The sequence below is a fragment of the Arthrobacter sp. AG367 genome (assembly GCF_007828995.1).
Taxonomy (GTDB): Bacteria; Actinomycetota; Actinomycetes; order Actinomycetales; family Micrococcaceae; genus Arthrobacter.
Genome location: NZ_VIVE01000004.1, coordinates 94,295 through 111,182 on the forward strand (window position 1 = coordinate 94,295; position 16,888 = coordinate 111,182).

19 protein-coding genes are annotated in these 16,888 nt (G+C 66.4%); 11 read left to right on the forward strand and 8 right to left on the reverse strand.

Annotated features, from left to right (window positions below):
* Positions 1-5 precede the first annotated feature (5 nt).
* The 5 genes from FB478_RS12810 to FB478_RS12830 all read right to left on the reverse strand — a co-directional run bounded on the left by FB478_RS12810 (position 6) and on the right by FB478_RS12830 (position 3,842).
* Entirely contained in the window at positions 6-437 is a 432-nt protein-coding gene (locus tag FB478_RS12810; RefSeq protein WP_018769107.1) for an ankyrin repeat domain-containing protein, read from the reverse strand.
* Positions 437-1,519 (reverse strand): folate-binding protein YgfZ, encoded by a 1,083-nt coding sequence (locus FB478_RS12815; protein WP_186447797.1) that lies wholly within the window; start codon positions 1,517-1,519, stop codon positions 437-439. Before FB478_RS12815 ends, FB478_RS12810 begins: the two co-directional genes overlap by 1 nt.
* Before the next feature lie 22 nt (positions 1,520-1,541).
* Positions 1,542-2,276: a flavodoxin family protein gene (locus tag FB478_RS12820; protein ID WP_056388901.1), complete on the reverse strand. Its 735-nt coding sequence runs from the start codon at positions 2,274-2,276 to the stop codon at positions 1,542-1,544.
* Positions 2,277-2,292: 16 nt separating this feature from the next.
* Positions 2,293-2,901 (reverse strand): FABP family protein, encoded by a 609-nt coding sequence (locus FB478_RS12825; protein ID WP_018769104.1) that lies wholly within the window; start codon positions 2,899-2,901, stop codon positions 2,293-2,295.
* A 173-nt stretch (positions 2,902-3,074) separates the two neighbouring features.
* Positions 3,075-3,842: a hypothetical protein gene (locus FB478_RS12830; RefSeq protein ID WP_043424912.1), complete on the reverse strand. Its 768-nt coding sequence runs from the start codon at positions 3,840-3,842 to the stop codon at positions 3,075-3,077.
* Between the two features lie 339 nt (positions 3,843-4,181).
* Between FB478_RS12830 and FB478_RS12835 the strand changes: the two genes are divergently transcribed.
* The 10 genes from FB478_RS12835 (at position 4,182) to FB478_RS12880 (ending at position 12,010) form a co-directional block, all read left to right on the forward strand.
* Positions 4,182-4,880 (forward strand): response regulator transcription factor, encoded by a 699-nt coding sequence (locus tag FB478_RS12835; protein WP_018769102.1) that lies wholly within the window; start codon positions 4,182-4,184, stop codon positions 4,878-4,880.
* Positions 4,881-4,914: 34 nt separating this feature from the next.
* Positions 4,915-5,883: a mycothiol synthase gene (mshD, locus tag FB478_RS12840; RefSeq protein ID WP_018769101.1), complete on the forward strand. Its 969-nt coding sequence runs from the start codon at positions 4,915-4,917 to the stop codon at positions 5,881-5,883.
* Between the two features lie 130 nt (positions 5,884-6,013).
* The gene (locus tag FB478_RS12845) at positions 6,014-8,263 is read left to right on the forward strand and encodes an RNA degradosome polyphosphate kinase (protein WP_018769100.1); all 2,250 of its coding nucleotides are present in this window, start codon (positions 6,014-6,016) and stop codon (positions 8,261-8,263) included.
* A 9-nt stretch (positions 8,264-8,272) separates the two neighbouring features.
* Complete coding sequence (locus tag FB478_RS12850) at positions 8,273-9,241, forward strand: NUDIX hydrolase (protein WP_134163692.1); 969 nt, start codon at positions 8,273-8,275, stop codon at positions 9,239-9,241.
* Between the two features lie 20 nt (positions 9,242-9,261).
* Complete coding sequence (locus FB478_RS12855; protein ID WP_144600763.1) at positions 9,262-10,065, forward strand: thymidylate synthase; 804 nt, start codon at positions 9,262-9,264, stop codon at positions 10,063-10,065.
* A complete protein-coding gene (locus tag FB478_RS12860; RefSeq protein ID WP_018769097.1) occupies positions 10,062-10,646 on the forward strand; it encodes a dihydrofolate reductase in 585 nt (194 codons plus the stop codon). The genes FB478_RS12855 and FB478_RS12860 overlap by 4 nt, the downstream gene beginning before the upstream one ends.
* 4 nt (positions 10,647-10,650) lie before the next feature.
* The gene (locus FB478_RS12865; protein ID WP_018769096.1) at positions 10,651-10,869 is read left to right on the forward strand and encodes an NF038396 family protein; all 219 of its coding nucleotides are present in this window, start codon (positions 10,651-10,653) and stop codon (positions 10,867-10,869) included.
* Positions 10,870-10,960: 91 nt separating this feature from the next.
* Entirely contained in the window at positions 10,961-11,284 is a 324-nt protein-coding gene (locus FB478_RS12870) for a hypothetical protein (protein ID WP_144600765.1), read from the forward strand.
* Positions 11,285-11,324: 40 nt separating this feature from the next.
* Positions 11,325-11,729: a VOC family protein gene (locus FB478_RS12875; protein WP_144600767.1), complete on the forward strand. Its 405-nt coding sequence runs from the start codon at positions 11,325-11,327 to the stop codon at positions 11,727-11,729.
* On the forward strand, positions 11,726-12,010 hold the full coding sequence (locus tag FB478_RS12880) for a helix-turn-helix domain-containing protein (RefSeq protein ID WP_018769093.1): 285 nt from the start codon (positions 11,726-11,728) through the stop codon (positions 12,008-12,010). The genes FB478_RS12875 and FB478_RS12880 overlap by 4 nt, the downstream gene beginning before the upstream one ends.
* A gap of 266 nt (positions 12,011-12,276) precedes the next feature.
* Here FB478_RS12880 and FB478_RS12885 read toward each other — a convergent pair whose 3' ends face one another.
* Positions 12,277-13,200, reverse strand: coding sequence for a phosphotransferase family protein (locus tag FB478_RS12885; RefSeq protein ID WP_144600769.1), 924 nt, complete (start codon positions 13,198-13,200; stop codon positions 12,277-12,279).
* A 250-nt stretch (positions 13,201-13,450) separates the two neighbouring features.
* Between FB478_RS12885 and asd the strand changes: the two genes are divergently transcribed.
* Entirely contained in the window at positions 13,451-14,581 is a 1,131-nt protein-coding gene (asd, locus tag FB478_RS12890) for an aspartate-semialdehyde dehydrogenase (protein WP_144600771.1), read from the forward strand.
* A 15-nt stretch (positions 14,582-14,596) separates the two neighbouring features.
* On the opposite strand, the gene FB478_RS12895 is transcribed toward asd, so the two are convergent.
* Together FB478_RS12895 and FB478_RS12900 are read right to left on the reverse strand one after the other, a co-directional pair.
* On the reverse strand, positions 14,597-15,616 hold the full coding sequence (locus FB478_RS12895) for a type IV toxin-antitoxin system AbiEi family antitoxin domain-containing protein (protein WP_144600773.1): 1,020 nt from the start codon (positions 15,614-15,616) through the stop codon (positions 14,597-14,599).
* Between the two features lie 130 nt (positions 15,617-15,746).
* Positions 15,747-16,850, reverse strand: a complete 1,104-nt coding sequence (locus FB478_RS12900) for a winged helix DNA-binding domain-containing protein (RefSeq protein WP_018769089.1) — start codon at positions 16,848-16,850, stop codon at positions 15,747-15,749.
* Positions 16,851-16,888 lie beyond the last annotated feature (38 nt).

Here is a 16,888-nt window from a genome sequence, read left to right on the forward strand (position 1 = left end):
CAGAGCTAGCCCAGCAGGTCCAGGATCTCCGTGCGGGCAAACATTTGCGCCGCGGCGCGTGCCGAGGGCGCACCGGCGTCCGGATCCGCTCCGGCGTCAAGCAGGACCCGGGCCACGTCCGTGTAGCCCTTGAATACGGCGCCTGCGAGCGGGGTCTGGCCCCGGTCGTTGGCGGCGTTGGCGTCGGCGCCGTGTTGCAGGAGCAGCCCAACGGTGCCGGCGTGGCCGTGGTAGGCGGCCAGCATGAGCAGGGAGTCACCGGCGGAGTTGGTCATGGTGGCGGGAACCCCGGCGTCCAGGTAGGCACCCAGCAGGGCGTCGCTCCCCTCACGCGCAGCCTCGAAGAGCGCCTGCGCCAAAGCCAGCGCGTCGTCGTCGTGCCCTTCCGCTGCCGTCGTCCCAACGCCGGCAGGCGTGGTCCCGGTGTGCTCGGTCATCAGCGTGGCCCCCTCAGGAATCCGGTCTGGCGCCCCACCACCTGGCCGGCATCGGGGGCAACAATGATTTCCTGGACGGCGGCATACGGCTCATCGCCGTCCAGGACGGTCAGTATCTCATCCGCGGCCACGGAACGTTTTATGACTGCCAGGGCCACAGGACCCATCTCGTAGTGCTGCGCCACGGAGGTGACGGTCCCGACTTTCCGGTCCCCTGCCATGACCGGGCTGCCGGCGGCGGGGAGGGTGTGCTGCGAGCCGTCCAGCTGCAGGAACACCAGCCGGCGGGGCGGGTGGCCCAGGTTGTGGACTCGGGCGATGGTCTCCTGGCCTTTGTAGCAGCCCTTGGCCAGGTGCACCGCAGTGCGCAGCAGGTCAAGCTCGTGCGGGATGGTCTTGTCATCCGTCTCGGCACCGATTCGGGGGCGCCAGGCGGCGACCCGCAGGGCTTCCGCGGCGAGGACACCGGCCAGAGACCGCCCCGCGACGGCCTCTTCCAGTTCGGCGGCCGGGATGAGGTACTCGAACCAGGGGCGCTCCAGCCCCGGATGGTTCTCCTCCGACACGGTGGCATAGGAGTATCCGCCGGCGGATACGTGCGGCCACGGGTCCTGCCAGGCGAGGCGGCCGGACCACTCCGGGACGGCCCGGGTGCTGCCCACGACTGCCCAGTCGGACGAGACGTCGGCGATTTCCACCCGCAGCATGAACTTCATCCGGTTGAGGTACTCCGCCAGCGGCGCTGCCTCGGCGGCCTCAACGATCAGCCACATGGTCCCGCCGTCGTCGACAACCCGGGCGTCAAAGTCGATGCGGCCCTGGACGCTGAGGAGCAGCAGCTCGCTGGACTCCCCCGGCTTCAGCGCGGCCACCTGCTGGGAGGACAGGGTATTAAGCCAGCTCAGCCGGTCCGGGCCGGTGACGGTGACCACGCCGCGGTGGGAAAGGTCGACGACGGCGGTTCCGGCAGCGAGCGCGCGCTGCTCGCGCAGCGGCTCGCCGTAGTGGGCGGCGACTCCGGCGTCAGGGCCGCCGGCCTCGACGGCGCCGGGGCGCGACAACAAGGGGCTGGGCGTAGTCATATGAAGTAGAAGTCCTTGGAGGCTAACGGTATTCCGGATTTTCGAAATCGAAATGGGTACCGGCGTTCCATTCGTTGGGCAGGTTGCCGTAGGCCGGGTAGCCGCCCGCATCCTTCAGCATCTTTGCCAGGTGCAGGAGGTTCCAGGTCATGAAGGTGGTGTTGCGGTTGGTGAAGTCGCTCTCCGGGCCGCCGGAGCCTTCATCCAGGTAGCTTGGGCCCGGACCAACCGGCCCGATCCAACCCGCGTCGGCCTGCGGCGGGATGCTGAAGCCGATGTGCTGAAGACTGTAGAGGATGTTCATGGAACAGTGCTTGATGCCGTCCTCGTTGCCGGTGATCAGGCAGCCGCCCACCTTTGGATAGAAGGCCCACTGGCCCCTGTCATTGAGCTGGCCGGAGTGGGCGTAGAGGCGCTCGATAAGTTTCTTGGTCTGTGACGAGTTGTCACCGAGCCAGATGGGGCCCGCCACCACCACGATGTCAGCTTCCTGGACAGCGGGATAGAGATCCGGCCACTCGTCCGTGGCCCACCCGTACTGGGTCATGTCCGGGTAGACACCGCTGGCGATGTCGTGGTCCACGGTACGGATCACCCTGGTGCTGACACCCTGCTTTTCCATGATGCGGCGGCTGATGGCAATCAGCCCGTCCGTGTTGGATGTCTGCGGCGACTTCTTCAGGGTGCCGTTGAAGAAGACGGCCTTGAGGTCGCCGTAGCCGCTGGGCTTTCGTGCTTGATCCGTGCCGTCTTCCATGAGGTTTCTTTCCTGTTCAGGAGACTCTATGCAGGAACGCGGAGGCGTGGGCTTCAAGGCCCTTGCCGGTTTCGCCGCCTGTCGCCACGTCCCACCGCCACAGGAGGTTGCCGTCCACCAGGCCAAAGATCCTGGTGGCCGCACTGTACTCCTTGGAGTGGCTGCCACGCATCACCATGTCGGTGGTCAACTGGATCTGCGGGCCCTTGATCTGGCCGTAGTACAGCTCGGTGATGCCGCCTGGGTGGGCGATGGACACCGAGATGTCGAAGCCGCCGTCCTTGTTGCGCAGCGCCTCCACCTCATCGGCACTCTTCAAAACCGGGACGATGTCGGCAGGCACCAGGCCCGGGCCGCCGTCGGCATCCAGCTGCTTGCGTTCAAGCGCCCAGAAGCCGGTCTCAACGGTGAGCGGCCGCAGGCGCGTGCCCTCGTCGTCGGTCAACCAGCTCTCGGCCCGGTACTGCAGGTACGGCAGGCCGTTGTGGGTGAAGGAGACGTGCTGCAGGAAGTGTTCCGAATCCTCATCGCCGCTGCCCAGCCGGCCGCGGCCCTCCCACTCGCCAATGAGCCACGAAAGGGGGACGAGTTCAGGGGTCAGATCTGTAGGAATCTCAATGGGCATTTGTTCTACCTCGAGATACGGCCGGCTCCGGAAGAGGGGTGGCTACTTCTGGCCCTTGAAGAGGCGGTAGACCACGAATCCGGCGAACCAGGCCATGGACAGGCTCGCGATGCCGAGCAGGACAAGGAAGAAGATTTCAAAAGCAAGTACGGACATGGTGCCATCCTAACCCGTTAGTAGATGAGTAGTTTGTCTATGAAGTAAGCGAGGGATCCCACCGCTGAGACGGGGGCCAGGCCCATGCTCAGTGCGGCCGCAAAATTCAGCGGGGCGCCGCGGAGCGTGGCCAGTCTGCGGAAGCTTGCCAGGACCGCGCCCACCACCACGCCGAAGACCGCGGCCGGCAGGACGGCGATGTCCGACAGGACCAGTCCGGCGAGCGGCCCGGCCAGGCCCGCCAGGACAATGCCCAGCGGAGCAATGATGCTGTCCGGCCAGCGGATAAGGCCGGCCAGCAGGGCCACCGCGGCACTGATTGCCGCCACCAGCAGCATTTCGCGGACGCCGTTGAACCGCGCTCCGGCAACCCAGCCGGCGCCGAGGCAGGACAGCAGGACACCGGCGCAGCAGCCCAGTGTGGACTCCAGCCGCTGGGCCTGTCCCGTACCGCGGACCAACTGCACCACAAACACCGCCATCATTCCCAGCGCCACGAAGGCCGGCGTCCAGTCCAGGTAGCCCGGGGCCGGCGCCACGCCGGCCGCCACGGCAGCGCCTGCGCCCGGCAGGGCGATGACGGCGGCAAGGGTCTTCTTGGCGGGGATGCGGAGGAAATGCGGCCACCCGATCCCCACTGCGGCGGCGATGGCGACACCGACGGCGACGAGTGCTTCAGGCGAGGCATAGACCCCGGCGATGATGGCGGCCAGGCCGGCGATGCCGACAACGCCGATGGTCCAGGAACCCAGCGAACGCACGGGTGCCTGCAGGTCCGCCGTCATGCAGGGCCCGGCCTGTGCTTCGTCGGTGCACTCACTGCGCTGTTTTCCCATCCTGGCGTTGGCCGGAAGGCTGGTCCGCCCCCTCATGGCAGGGCTGGTCCGCCCTGCTTCAATCCTGCCTTATGTGAAGGGCATATGTCGCAAAACGCTCCCGTCCGCGGCCTGGATCTGTGGCCTGGAGGAGGCCGCCGGGTATACTCAAGGTTCAGCTACGCTCCCTGCTGAGGTAGCTGGCCGGCGGCGTGCTGACGGCCCAGAGCCTCGTGCAGGAAGCCAGTACCGGCCGGTGAGAATCCGGTTCAGTCGCCCAATGATGCGCGGACGGCCCTTGGAGGAACAATGTCGCACATCCTGTTACTGACCAACAGCACCGGTTCTTCGGTGGACATCCTGCCTGCCCTCGAATTGCTGAACCACAGGGTCCACATCCTCCCGGCCGAGCCCACGGCCCTCCTTGAGACAGACCCCTGCGACATCGTCCTGCTGGATGCCCGCAAGGACCTGGTGGGCGCCCGTTCACTCACGCAGCTCCTGAAAGCCACCGGGCTGAGCGCTCCCCTGGTCCTGATCCTCACAGAAGGCGGCATGGCCGCCGTTTCCTCTGCGTGGGCCGTTGACGACATCGTCCTCGATTCCGCCGGACCCGCCGAAGTGGAGGCGCGTATCCGGCTGTCCGTTGCCCGGGCAGTCCCCGAGCAGGAAGACGCTCCGAGTGAGATCCGCGCCGCCGGCGTCATCATCGACGAGGCAAGCTACACGGCACGCGTCAACGGCGCCCCGCTGAACCTGACGTTCAAGGAGTTCGAGCTCCTGAAATACCTGGCCCAGCATCCAGGCCGCGTGTTCACCCGGCAGCAGCTCCTCACCGAAGTCTGGGGCTACGACTACTACGGCGGCACCCGCACCGTGGACGTCCACGTCCGGCGCCTCCGGGCAAAGCTCGGCGCGGACCACGAGAACCTGATCAGCACGGTCAGGAACGTCGGCTACCGCCTCACCCTCGTCCGGCAGCAGGAAGACGAACTCACCGAGGCCTGAGCCCCGGCGCGCCATTGACGTATAGCCTTGGCTCATGACTCCAGCGCATCCGCAGAAGTGGCCCGTCCATGTCGTCCGGGGCGGAGTTGACCAGCAACTCCTGAAGGACTGCCGCGACCTCCTGGCCGCGGCTGAGGAATCGGATGGAAACCCTTCCATCTCCGAGCAGACCCTGGTGACCATGCGCGCCGGGGACTCCGCGGAGCACACCCTGCTGACGCTGGCCCTGTATGCACCCGACGAGGACTCCGATCCGGCGACCGGACAGGACCTGGCGGGCTTCGCCGTCGTGGTTGAGGAGCCGGACGGCCACGGCATCCTGGAGATCGCCGTCCACCCCTCCTACCGGAACCAGGGCGTGGCGGACCGCCTGGTGGGGGCCCTCAAGGAGGTCCGGGGCTTTGGCGGGCTGAACGCCTGGTCCCACGGCAACCACGAGGCAGCTGCCGACCTTGCTGCGCGGTACGGCTACGCGCCGGTGCGTGAGTTGTGGAAGATGCGGATGACGACGGCGGGCGCGGAGCTTCCCGACGCCGGCCTCCCGGACGGGGTGGCCATCCGCACCTTCGTGCCGGGCAAGGATGAGGACGCCTGGCTGGCCGCCAACAGGGCCGCCTTCGCCCACCATCCGGAACAGGGGAACCTCACCCGGGCGGACCTCGAGGCGCGCATGGCGGAGGACTGGTTCGATCCGGCCGGGTTCTTCCTGGCGGAGGACCGGGCCGGCCGCCTTCTGGGCTACCACTGGACCAAAGTCCACCCCCGGCACGGCTCGCACCCAGCCATCGGCGAGGTGTATGTGGTGGGCGTGACACCCGAAGCCCAGGGCATGGGCCTGGGCAAGGCATTGACCATCGCCGGCATCAGGCACCTTCGCGACTCCGGGCTGAACGGGGTCATGCTCTATGTGGACGCCGACAATGCCGCGGCCGTCGCCCTCTACCGGCGGCTCGGCTTTACGCGCTGGGACATGGACGTCATGTATGGCCCGGCGGCGGGGTAGGCAGGACAGCCGGAAGAATCCCCCGCCCGCGTGAAACAGGGGCCGTGGCGTGGGTGAATGCTTGTAAGGTTGAAAGGGAACCGCGCGGGGCGGAAGCGCCGGCACCAACGCGCCAGCTAAAGGAGAAGCCATGAACCCGGAACCCTCCGGAACAGCTACGTCCCAGGATGTTGCGGCGCCTGTACGGGCACGCTTCGGCTCCTCCGAGGTACCGGCCTCCAGGGCCACCCAGGACCGCATTGACATCCCTGAATTCGCGCCGAACCTGCAGCCGGAAGGCGACATCCGGCCTGACCGGTTCCTGGACCGCGAGCTGAGCTGGCTCGCCTTCAATTCGCGGGTCCTGGAACTGGCCGAGGACCCCACCCTGCACCTGCTGGAACGCGTCAGCTTCCTCTCCATTTTCGCGTCGAACCTGGACGAGTTCTTCATGGTCCGCGTGGCCGGCCTCAAGCGCCGTATCGCCACGGGACTCGCCGTCCCCTCCCCCGCCGGCCTGAGCCCCGTCGAGGTGCTGGAGCGGATCAGCGAGGAAGCCCACCGGCTCCAGGCACGGCACGCCCAGGTGTTCGCTGACCAGATCCGCCCGGCCCTGGCCTACGAGCACATCCACCTCATGCACTGGGACGAACTGGACGACGCCGCCAAGCAGCAGCTGAGCGTGATGTTTGCGGAAAAAGTCTTCCCCATCCTCACCCCGCTGGCCGTTGACCCTGCCCACCCCTTCCCTTACATTTCGGGCCTGTCACTGAACCTGGCGGTGGTGGTCCGGAACCCCGTCAGCGACAAGGAGCTCTTCGCCCGCCTGAAGGTGCCGGACCAGTTGCCCCGCCTGATCTCCATCGACGGCCCCCGCGCCGGCGCGGTGCCCGGGCGGGTGGCCCGGTTCATTGCGCTGGAGGAAGTCATCGCCGTCCACCTGGACAAGTTGTTCCCGGGCATGGAGGTGCTGGAACACCACACCTTCCGGGTCACCCGCAACGAGGACCTGGAGGTGGAGGAGGACGACGCCGAAAACCTCCTGCAGGCCCTGGAGAAGGAACTCCTGCGCCGCCGCTTCGGCCCGCCCGTCCGGCTGGAGGTGGCCAACGACATCAACCCCAACATCAGGGCCCTGCTGATCCGCGAGCTGGGCGTGGAGGAATCCGAGGTCTACTCGGTGCCGGCTCCACTGGACCTTCGCGGCCTGTCCGTCATCGCCGGAATCGACCGCGCGGACCTGCATTACCCCAAGCACGTGCCGCACACGTCCCGGTACCTGAATGAGTCCGAGACCTCCAAGGCGGCGAACGTCTTTGCCGCCATGCGCCGCCGCGACATCCTGCTGCACCACCCGTATGATTCGTTCTCAACTTCGGTGCAGGCGTTCCTGGAACAGGCCGCGGCGGATCCCAAGGTGCAGGCCATCAAGCAGACCCTGTACCGCACCTCCGGCGACTCCCCCATCGTTGACGCGCTGATTGATGCCGCCGAGGCCGGCAAGCAGGTCCTGGCCCTGGTGGAGATCAAGGCGCGCTTCGATGAGCAGGCCAACATCTCCTGGGCCCGCAAACTGGAGCAGGCCGGCGTGCATGTGGTGTACGGGATCGTGGGCCTGAAGACGCACTGCAAGCTGTCGCTGGTGGTCCGCCAGGAAGTGGACGGGCTCCGCCGCTACTGCCACATCGGCACCGGCAACTACCACCCGCGGACCGCCCGCTACTACGAGGACCTGGGCCTGCTGACGGCGAACGAACAGGTGGGCGAGGACCTGTCCAAGCTGTTCAACCAGCTTTCCGGCTACGCACCGAAATCGACCTTCAAACGGCTCCTGGTGGCACCCCGTTCCGTCCGGTCGGGACTTATCGACCGGATCGAGACCGAGATCCGCAACGCCAGGGCCGGCGTGCCGGGACATGTGCAGATCAAGGTGAACTCCATGGTCGATGAGGCCATCATCGATTCCCTCTACCGCGCCTCGCAGGCGGGGGTCAAGGTGGATGTGGTGGTCCGCGGCATCTGCTCGCTGCGCCCCGGCGTTCCCGGGCTGAGCGACAACATCACTGTCCGGTCCATCCTGGGCCGGTTCCTGGAGCACTCCAGGGTGTTCGCTTTCGCCAACGGCGGGGATCCCGTGGTGTACATCGGTTCGGCCGACATGATGCACCGCAACCTGGACCGCAGGGTGGAGGCGCTGGTCCAGCTGGCCAGCGCGGACGACATCGCCTATGTCCTGGACCTCATGAAGCGCTACATGGCGCCGGAAACATCCAGCTGGCACCTGGACAACGAGGGCCGCTGGAACCGGCACCACCTGTCCGAGGACGGGAAGCCGCTTGAGGATGTCCAGTCCTGGTTGTTGGCGTCCCGGCCGCGTCAACGCAGCCTGAGCCGGCGATAGGCAGCCGCGTTGTCGAGCGATGCACTCGTAGCCGACCAGACTGACCACCCGGGGGAACCCGTAGCCGTAACCGCTGCGGGCGCCATCCCGTGGCGGGTCAACAAGGACCTCCTGGAAGTCGCGCTGATCCACCGCCCGCGCTATGACGACTGGTCCTGGCCCAAGGGAAAGATCGACAACGGCGAGACCATTCCCGAATGCGCCGTCCGTGAGGTGTGGGAGGAGATCGGCCTCCGCGCGCCCCTGGGCATACCGCTGCCGCCTATCCACTACCACGTGGCGTCGGGCCTCAAGAAGGTCTACTACTGGGCGGTCAAAGTCAACGGCAACACCCTGGTTCCGGACGGCAAGGAGGTGGACAGCGTCATGTGGTGCGCCCCAGAAAAGGCGGCCGGCCTGCTGTCCAACCCTTCCGACGTCGCGCCCCTTGAACACCTGCGGGACGCGCACGAAGCGGGCACCCTGGACACGTGGCCCCTGCTGGTGCTCCGGCACGCCAAAGCCAAGCCGCGCTCATCCTGGAGCAAGGCAGAGGGCGAGCGTCCGCTTGCGGCCACAGGCAACCGCCAGGCACAGGCCGTCGGCCGGCTCCTGGATGTGTGGAAGCCCATGCGGGTGGTCACCAGCCCATGGCTGCGCTGCGTGGCAACCGTGGCCCCCTACGCGCGGGCGGCGGGGGCCAAAGTGAAGCTGGCGGAAGGCCTGACCGAACACAAGCACCAGCGCAGTCCCAAGAAGACCGCGGCCGTCATCGAATCCCTTTTCGACAAGCAGCGGCCCGTGGTTGTCTGCACGCACCGGCCGGCACTGCCCACCGTCCTCAAGCAGGTGGCCACCCATACGCCGGCACCCTTGGCGAAGCTCCTGCCCGGCCGCGAGCCCTACCTGTCCCCCGGCGAGGTGGTGGTGTGCCACGTGGCCAACGGCGGAAAGAAACGGGTCGTGGCGGTGGAGCAGTTCAAGCCCTTCGACGACTAGGCAGCCAGTAGACTTGGGGCGTGAGCATCCCTACTCCCTATGAAGACCTCCTGCGCGATGTCCTGGCCTCCGGCACCCATAAGTCGGACCGCACGGGAACCGGAACCACCAGCGTTTTCGGCCGCCAGATGCGCTTTGACCTGGCCAAGAGCTTCCCGCTGATCACCACCAAGCGGGTCCACTTCAAGTCCGTTGCCGTTGAACTCCTGTGGTTCCTGCGCGGTGAAACCAACATCAAGTGGATGCAGGACCAGGGCGTCACCATCTGGAACGAATGGGCGGACCAGGACGGCGACCTGGGCCCGGTCTATGGTGTGCAGTGGCGCAGCTGGCCCACACCGGACGGCGGGCACATCGACCAGATCGCCGAACTGATCGAGAACCTCAAGTCCAACCCGGACTCCCGGCGGCACCTCGTGTCCGCATGGAATGTCTCCGAACTCAACGACATGGCGCTGCCGCCCTGCCACGCGTTCTTCCAGTTCTACGTGGCCAACGGCAAGCTCTCCTGCCAGCTCTACCAGCGGTCGGCGGACATGTTCCTGGGCGTCCCGTTCAACATCGCCTCCTATGCACTGCTCACCTGCATGGTGGCCCAGCAGGTGGGGCTTGAGCCCGGCGAATTCATCTGGACCGGCGGCGACGTGCACATCTACGAGAACCACATGGACCAGGTCCTCAAGCAGCTGGAACGCGAGCCGTACGAATACCCGCGGTTGAAGATCACCCGCAAGCCGGCCTCGATCTTCGATTACACGCTGGAGGACTTCGAGGTGGTGGGCTACAAGCACCACCCCACGATCAAGGCACCGATTGCCGTATGAGCACCGAAAACTTCACCGATCCCCAGTCCTTCACGGAGGAGCTCGCCGCCTCCATCACCGGCGTCGGCCTGGTCTGGGCGCAGACGTCCGACGGCGTCATCGGCAAGGACGGGGACATGCCCTGGCACCTGCCCGAGGACCTGAAGCACTTCACCCGCCTCACCACCGGGCACCCGGTCATCATGGGCCGCAAGACCTGGCTGTCCTTCCCGGACAAGTACCGCCCCCTGCCCGGCCGCACGAACATCGTCATCACCCGGCAGAAAAGCTGGGCCAGTACGCCTGAGGCGGAGGGCGCCGTCGTGGTTCCCTCGCTGGATGACGCGCTCCTTGAGTCGCAGTTTGTCGACGGCGGCGAAACGGTCTGGATCCTGGGCGGCGGCGATGTTTTCCGCCAGTCCACGGACCTCGCCAACGTTGCCGTGGTCACCACCATCGACATGAAGGCCGACGGCGACACGTTCGCTCCCGAGCTTGGTCCCAGTTGGGTGGCGTCCGCCTCCGTCCCGCCGGACGGCTGGCTGACAGCCGCCAACGGCACGCGCTACCGATTCACCAAATGGTCACGGACCGAGGGCTAGGAACATGCTGAAGAAACCCGAAACCCTGTTTGTCCTGGGCTACATGCTGCTGCCCCTGCTGGCGCTCCTGTCCGCGATCGTCGGCCTGACCATGATCCTGGGCGGCAACAAGATCGCCGGTGCAATCGTGCTGGTTGTCGTCACCCAAGCCTTCGCCTTCGGCGCGTTCTTCGCGCTGCGGGCCCGGAAGGCTGCCGTGCTGGAGGAGTCGGACCGGGGTTAGTGCATACTGCCGTGCAAGGGCAGGACAACCCAACGCGGCCGTAGTGATCCTGCCTTAGGCTGGGGCCTGCAGCGCGCTGAACTGCTGCGGGATGAAAATTGGGGGAATCCTGGTGGCAGGGACTTTGTGGGGTGCCGACGTCGATCCACTGCGCACCCTCGCGCAGCTCTTCAGCAAAACCGCGGACCTGCTGCAGCAGCAATCGACACAGCTGGGCAGCCAGATCAACAACAATCCGGCGTGGGGCCCGGGCTGGCTCACTGATCCCGAAGCCAACCTCATGGTTATCAAGCAGCACCTTGGCAGCAACCTAGAGTGCGGCGTCACTCTTCGCCCGCCGCGAGGATCCCACCGTACAGACCCTTTCCGTGAAGAATGGCGGCGACGGATCATGGACCACTATCTCCACACATAGAGGCTTGACGATGTACTTGCATTTTGCAAGTATGAGCCGCATGAGCCTTTTCATCACCTGCCCGGTTGAGAGCGTCGAGCGCGCAACCGCCTTCTACACCGCCTTGGGCTGGACCCTCAACGCCGAGATGTCCGATCACAACGTGTCATGTTTCGAGATTGCGCCCGAGCAGTACGTCATGCTCGGAAGCCGCGAGATGTACGCAAGCGTCGGCGGCGCCGAGGAGCTGGTCGGCGGACCCGACACTCCTTCGAAGATCACGGTCTCATTCGACCTCGGCAGCCGCGAGGCGGTCGACGAGCTCACCGAACGCGCCGGCGCAGCCGGCGGGCGGATCGGTGACACCGACGACTACCCCTTCATGTACCAGCGCCAGTTCGACGACCCCGACGGCTACCACTACTCGCCGTTTTGGATGAAGCCGGACACCGATCCGACCGAGTGAGCGACCTCGCCGCGGCCCTCGACGTCGTCGGAGCACGGTGGGCCCTGCTCATCGTGGAGCGGCTGCTCGACGGGCCACAGCGCTACGGCGATCTGCAGCGCGACCTTGGAGTGCCGACCAACATTCTCGCGACCCGCCTGCGCGAGCTTGAGGCCGCCCGCGTACTGTCCCGTCTGCCCCTCCGGCACAACACCCGGGCCTATGCGCTGACCGACCGGGGGCTCGCCTTGCGCGAGGCGATCGTCGCGCTGGCACGCTGGGGCGGCGAGGAAGTGGTTTAGGTGTGGCGAGGAATCGCGATGCGCTCCACAAGCTCGGTTATGCCAGGGTTGTGAGTTGCAGCGGGAGCCCTGAAAGCGGTCCCGGCACAGCGGCGAGTAGGCGATGCCTCTGGTTGTCTGCCGTGAAGACCTTCATCCGCGAAAAAAGAAGTGGCGTCGGCGCCGCTCACTTCATTGACTTGGTGCTGCCCGCGAGGGGCCGGTGGCACCGAGCGGAATCCGGAGCGCGCCTTACGCCGCGTACCACGGACCGACGCAGGTCGCTGTCACAGGAGCAGCGCCTCGAGCTCCGGAAGTCGGCCGAACAGGTCGGGGAGGCCGCGCACCCCGTTGCGCACAGCCTCGTGCGACAGCGGGAGGTCAGGGCCGGTGCCCGCCTCGACACCGGCGAGGCACCGGAGGATGTTCCACCTTGTGTGCCCCAGCCAGCCGCCGATCATGAATACAAACCAGCTTGGACCTGAAGGCGGCAGGGTTCCGTCCCCCGCGACATAGCCCTCGAGAACCGAGCGGAAAATGCTGGGCTTGATGTCGTCGAAACCACACCCCTTCGCGATGCTCAGCGCGGTCGAGCCGAGCTCACCGGACAGGTCGAGCATGCCGGAGAGCTCCCAGTCGAGCACCACCGGCCGACGCTCTCTAGTGAGCAGGTTCCATGGTTGGATGTCCCCGTGGGTCAGTACGACGGGGCCTGGCCGTTCGCAGGTGTCGACGAAGCGGGCAATCTCGAGGAACGTCTCGACGTGAGAAGCGAGCTCGTCGGCCCACGGTTGTCCGGTCGCCGCCGCCCGCGCTGCGAGTTCGGGCCAGTCCCGTGGCACCGGGTCCTCGACCGGCACCTGCGACCATGGGATGTCGAGTGCATGGATGCGCGCGAGGATCTCACCGATCTCAAACGCGAACTCCGCCGACACCGGCGCTTCGGGCAGCTTCTCGCCTTCGACCCATCGGTGAACGAGTGTATGGTGGCTGGCCGAGATCGGCTCTGGCATCGGAATGCCGGCAGCGAACGCAGCCCGCTCAAACCTGAACACATCCTCGACGCGATAGGTCCAGCGGCGGTCGACGAGGTTCAACTCCTTCACCGCGAACGACCCCTGGTCGGTGTCGAGTCGGTACACCCGGTTGGCGAACCCGCCGTGGACGCGAATCATCGGCCCGATCGGCGCGCCGAGATGCGAAAGGTTCACCCACTGATTCTAGGAGCTGGCAGTTCCTTGATACACCGAACTTTCCCGGCCGCTTGCCGAGACCAGGCCAACGAGCTGCGCAAGAAGCGGCAGGCACCCGAACCTGGAACAGGACACGTCAGCAAATGACCCGCAAGGCGTTGCCGGGACAACGGGCCCCTCACGCAGGCCGCCGTCGTACCTTTCCGGGCTGCCGGCGGCGTGACGTAACCGACTGCGACCTGCCGGTTCCGAAGTCTAAACTGGACCAATGACTACAGCAGCTACCCCTTCCGTCGGCCTGGTCGGATGGCGCGGCATGGTCGGTTCCGTCCTGATGCAGCGCATGCAGGACGAGGGCGACTTCGCCAACATCAACCCGGTGTTCTTCTCCACCTCCAACGCGGGAGGTGCCGCGCCTTCCTTCGCTGAAGGCGCCGGCAAGCTCGAGGACGCGTTCGACGTCGACACCCTGGCCAAGCTGCCGATTATCGTTACCGCACAGGGCGGCGACTACACCAAGCAGGTCCACGGCGAACTGCGCAGCCGCGGCTGGGACGGCCTCTGGATCGACGCCGCCTCCACCTTGCGCATGAATGACGATTCGATCATCGTGCTGGACCCCATCAACCGCGACGTCATCGACAAGGGCCTGGTCAACGGCACCAAGGACTTCATCGGCGGCAACTGCACCGTTTCCTGCATGCTGATGGGCCTCGGCGGCCTGTTCAAGAACGGCCTGGTGGAATGGGGCACCTCCATGACCTACCAGGCGGCGTCCGGCGGCGGTGCCCGGCACATGCGCGAACTCCTTAGCCAGTTCGGCACGCTCAACGCCGAGGTCAGCACCGAACTGGACGACCCCGCGTCGGCCATCCTGGACATTGACCGCAAGGTCCTGGCCCACCAGCGCACGGACATCGACGCCACCCAGTTCGGCGTTCCCCTGGCCGGGTCCCTGATCCCCTGGATCGATGCCGACCTAGGCAACGGACAGTCCAAGGAAGAGTGGAAGGCCGGGGTGGAGACCAACAAGATCCTGGGCACTTCCGAGGAAAATCGCGTGATCATGGACGGGCTCTGCGTCCGCATCGGCGCCATGCGCTCCCACTCCCAGGCCCTGACCTTGAGGCTCCGCGAGGACCTGTCCGTCGCCGAAATCGAAAAGCTCCTGGACGAGGACAACCAGTGGGCCAAGGTCATTCCGAACACCAAGGAAGCCTCCATGGCGGACCTGACCCCCGTGGCCGCCTCCGGCACCCTGGACATCCCGGTGGGCCGCATCCGCAAGATGGAGATGGGCCCGCAGTACATCAGCGCCTTCACCGTGGGCGACCAGCTCCTCTGGGGCGCTGCCGAGCCGCTGCGCCGCATGCTCAACATCGCCACCGGCAACCTGTAAGCCCTAGAGCTGCCCTTAAAAGCGGCCCCTGCCCACACGGACGGTGCTCCCCAGCGCCGTTCCTGCGGGCAGGGGCCGCTTTGGTGTTCCGGGCTGTCCGAGGAACGCCGCCAGTCGGGCACGGAGCTCCCAAGGCCGGTCCAAGTGATTCCAGTGCAGCCTGAAGACCCGCCACCCGGCCTCCACAAGCGCATTTTCCCGCCAACGCTCCGCGAGCAGCACCTCCTGCGTCGGTTTGTGGTCCGTGTATTTGACGGCGCCGTCAAATTCGACGATCACCCGGGTTTCAGCATCGGCGAAGTCTGCCCGGAAGAGGCCCGCAGTCGTCGTGATCTCCACCTGTGGCTTGAATGTGGCCAGACCGAACGAGCAGAGCAGCAGCCTGGTCCTGGCCTCCCCGGCCGATTCCGATCTCGCATCCAGAACCTGCAGCAGGTCCGAAGCGCGCCTGCCCCCGCGCGTGACATGGCTTTTCTCCAGCAGCCGCCGCATGGTGGCCAATGATGCGCCCTTGCGGAGGGCGTGGTCGCCGATGACGGCAGCCTTGTCGAGGGGCAGGGTCCGGGCGCAGTCCAGCACGGTCCTTTCGATGGAAGTGGTCAGGATTTCGCGTCCGTCGGGCGTCCACAATGAAGCCAGTTCTTCTTCTGTGAGCGGGAGGCGGTGGGTCTGGACGTCCTTGCCGGCGCTGGCCCGCGAATTGGAGTACTGCGTTGTCACGTGGACCAGGGATCCGGCGTTCCACACATGGCAGCCGTGCAGCCGTGCCGCGCTCGCATGGCTGTACCGGGCCCGTCCCGAGGTCGACTCAAAGTGCGCCATGATTCGGAGCTGGTCCCGGTCCCACGGTTTTATGGTGTCCCAGTGTGCGGCAAGGACATATGCTCCCCGCCGCACGCGGAGCAGGGCACCGCTCTTCACTGCTGCTGTCACCACCCGGTCATCCAGCCCGGCAGCGGCCAGCTGTGCGGTGGAGGCAACGGCTCCTTCAGACCAGCGATCGTGAACCAGGGCACGTACTGTCTCGGCTTTCATCGTTCAAGCGTCGCTGGCGTGCAGGCATGGTGACAGCCGCCCCCACCGCCATGTGGATTGTCGGTAGCCTGAGCGGCCCTTGCCCGCAATACCGTTGCTGCCCCGCACCGGTTATGCGGGGCAGCACCGCTCACGTGGCAAGGAACGTTAGATACCGCCGGGCGGCCCTGGTGAGGGCTGCCTGGGCTGCCGGCCCCAGCTGCCGGGTCTCGTCAAAGAGTTCGGGCACGACGGCGGCACTGCTGCCCGTGCCCTGGAGCGCCCAGGTGCCCACCACCTTTCCCGCCGCAACCACCGTCTTCTTGAAGACTCCGTTGCCGCCGGGAACTATCAGGTCCGAATGCTCCGGCGCCAGGACGGGAGTCCGGTCCGTGTAGCCGAGGACGAACTCATCGAACCCGGGCAGCAGGTGAAGGGAGCGGCCACCGGGAACACCGGAATCCAGGAGGGACGCCACCTCCGGTGAGAGCCAGTAGCTGGTCCCATCGATGTCCAGCTCCACCAGTTGGCCCTGCACGTGCTGGAACGCGGCGCGCACCTCGGTCAGCGGCAGCTGGGTCCACCAGGCAAAGTCGCGCACGGTGGCCGGGCCATGGCTCCGGAAGTACCGAACCATGAACTCACCGATGGCCTCCTCGCGCCCGGGAAGGCGGGACGCCGGAATCCACTCGTCGAAAGCCGCGATCAGCTGCTGGTTACCCGAAAGCGGCCCCGGCACCAGCCAGCCGTGCCGGCACAGCGTACCCAGGAGATGGATGCCGCGCTGGCCCTGCGTTGGCTGGCCGCCGGCGTCGAAAACCTTGAACAGCCCGGAACGGCTGACGGGACCATCGGCCAGGATGCGGTCCAGCGCCAGGTCGCGCGCCTTCTCAACATCAGCCCAGGCAATCTCCAGCTGCCGGTGCCTGGCCGCAATGCTCCGGGTAAGCCGCTCGGCGGTGAGGTCCAGCATCCAGCGCAGGTCCTCGGGGGCAACCAGGTGCAGCGTTCCACGCATGGGCCACGACCGGACCACACTCCCGGAATCGATGGCAGTGCGGACGTCGGCGATCCCCGCACCGGGTACCCGGACCCCCACTGCCCACAGCGCCGCCGGCAGGTCCTGCGCCTGCATGGCGGTCATCCACCGGACCAGTTCCGGTACTGAGGCGGCACCGTCCCCGGTGAGACGCTGCGACACCAGCCGGAGCCTGCCGATCATCCTGTGGTCGCGCACGGAACCAGATGCAGCCATGCGCCCATCCTAGGCCGGGGACTGCGGTGGCGGGATGC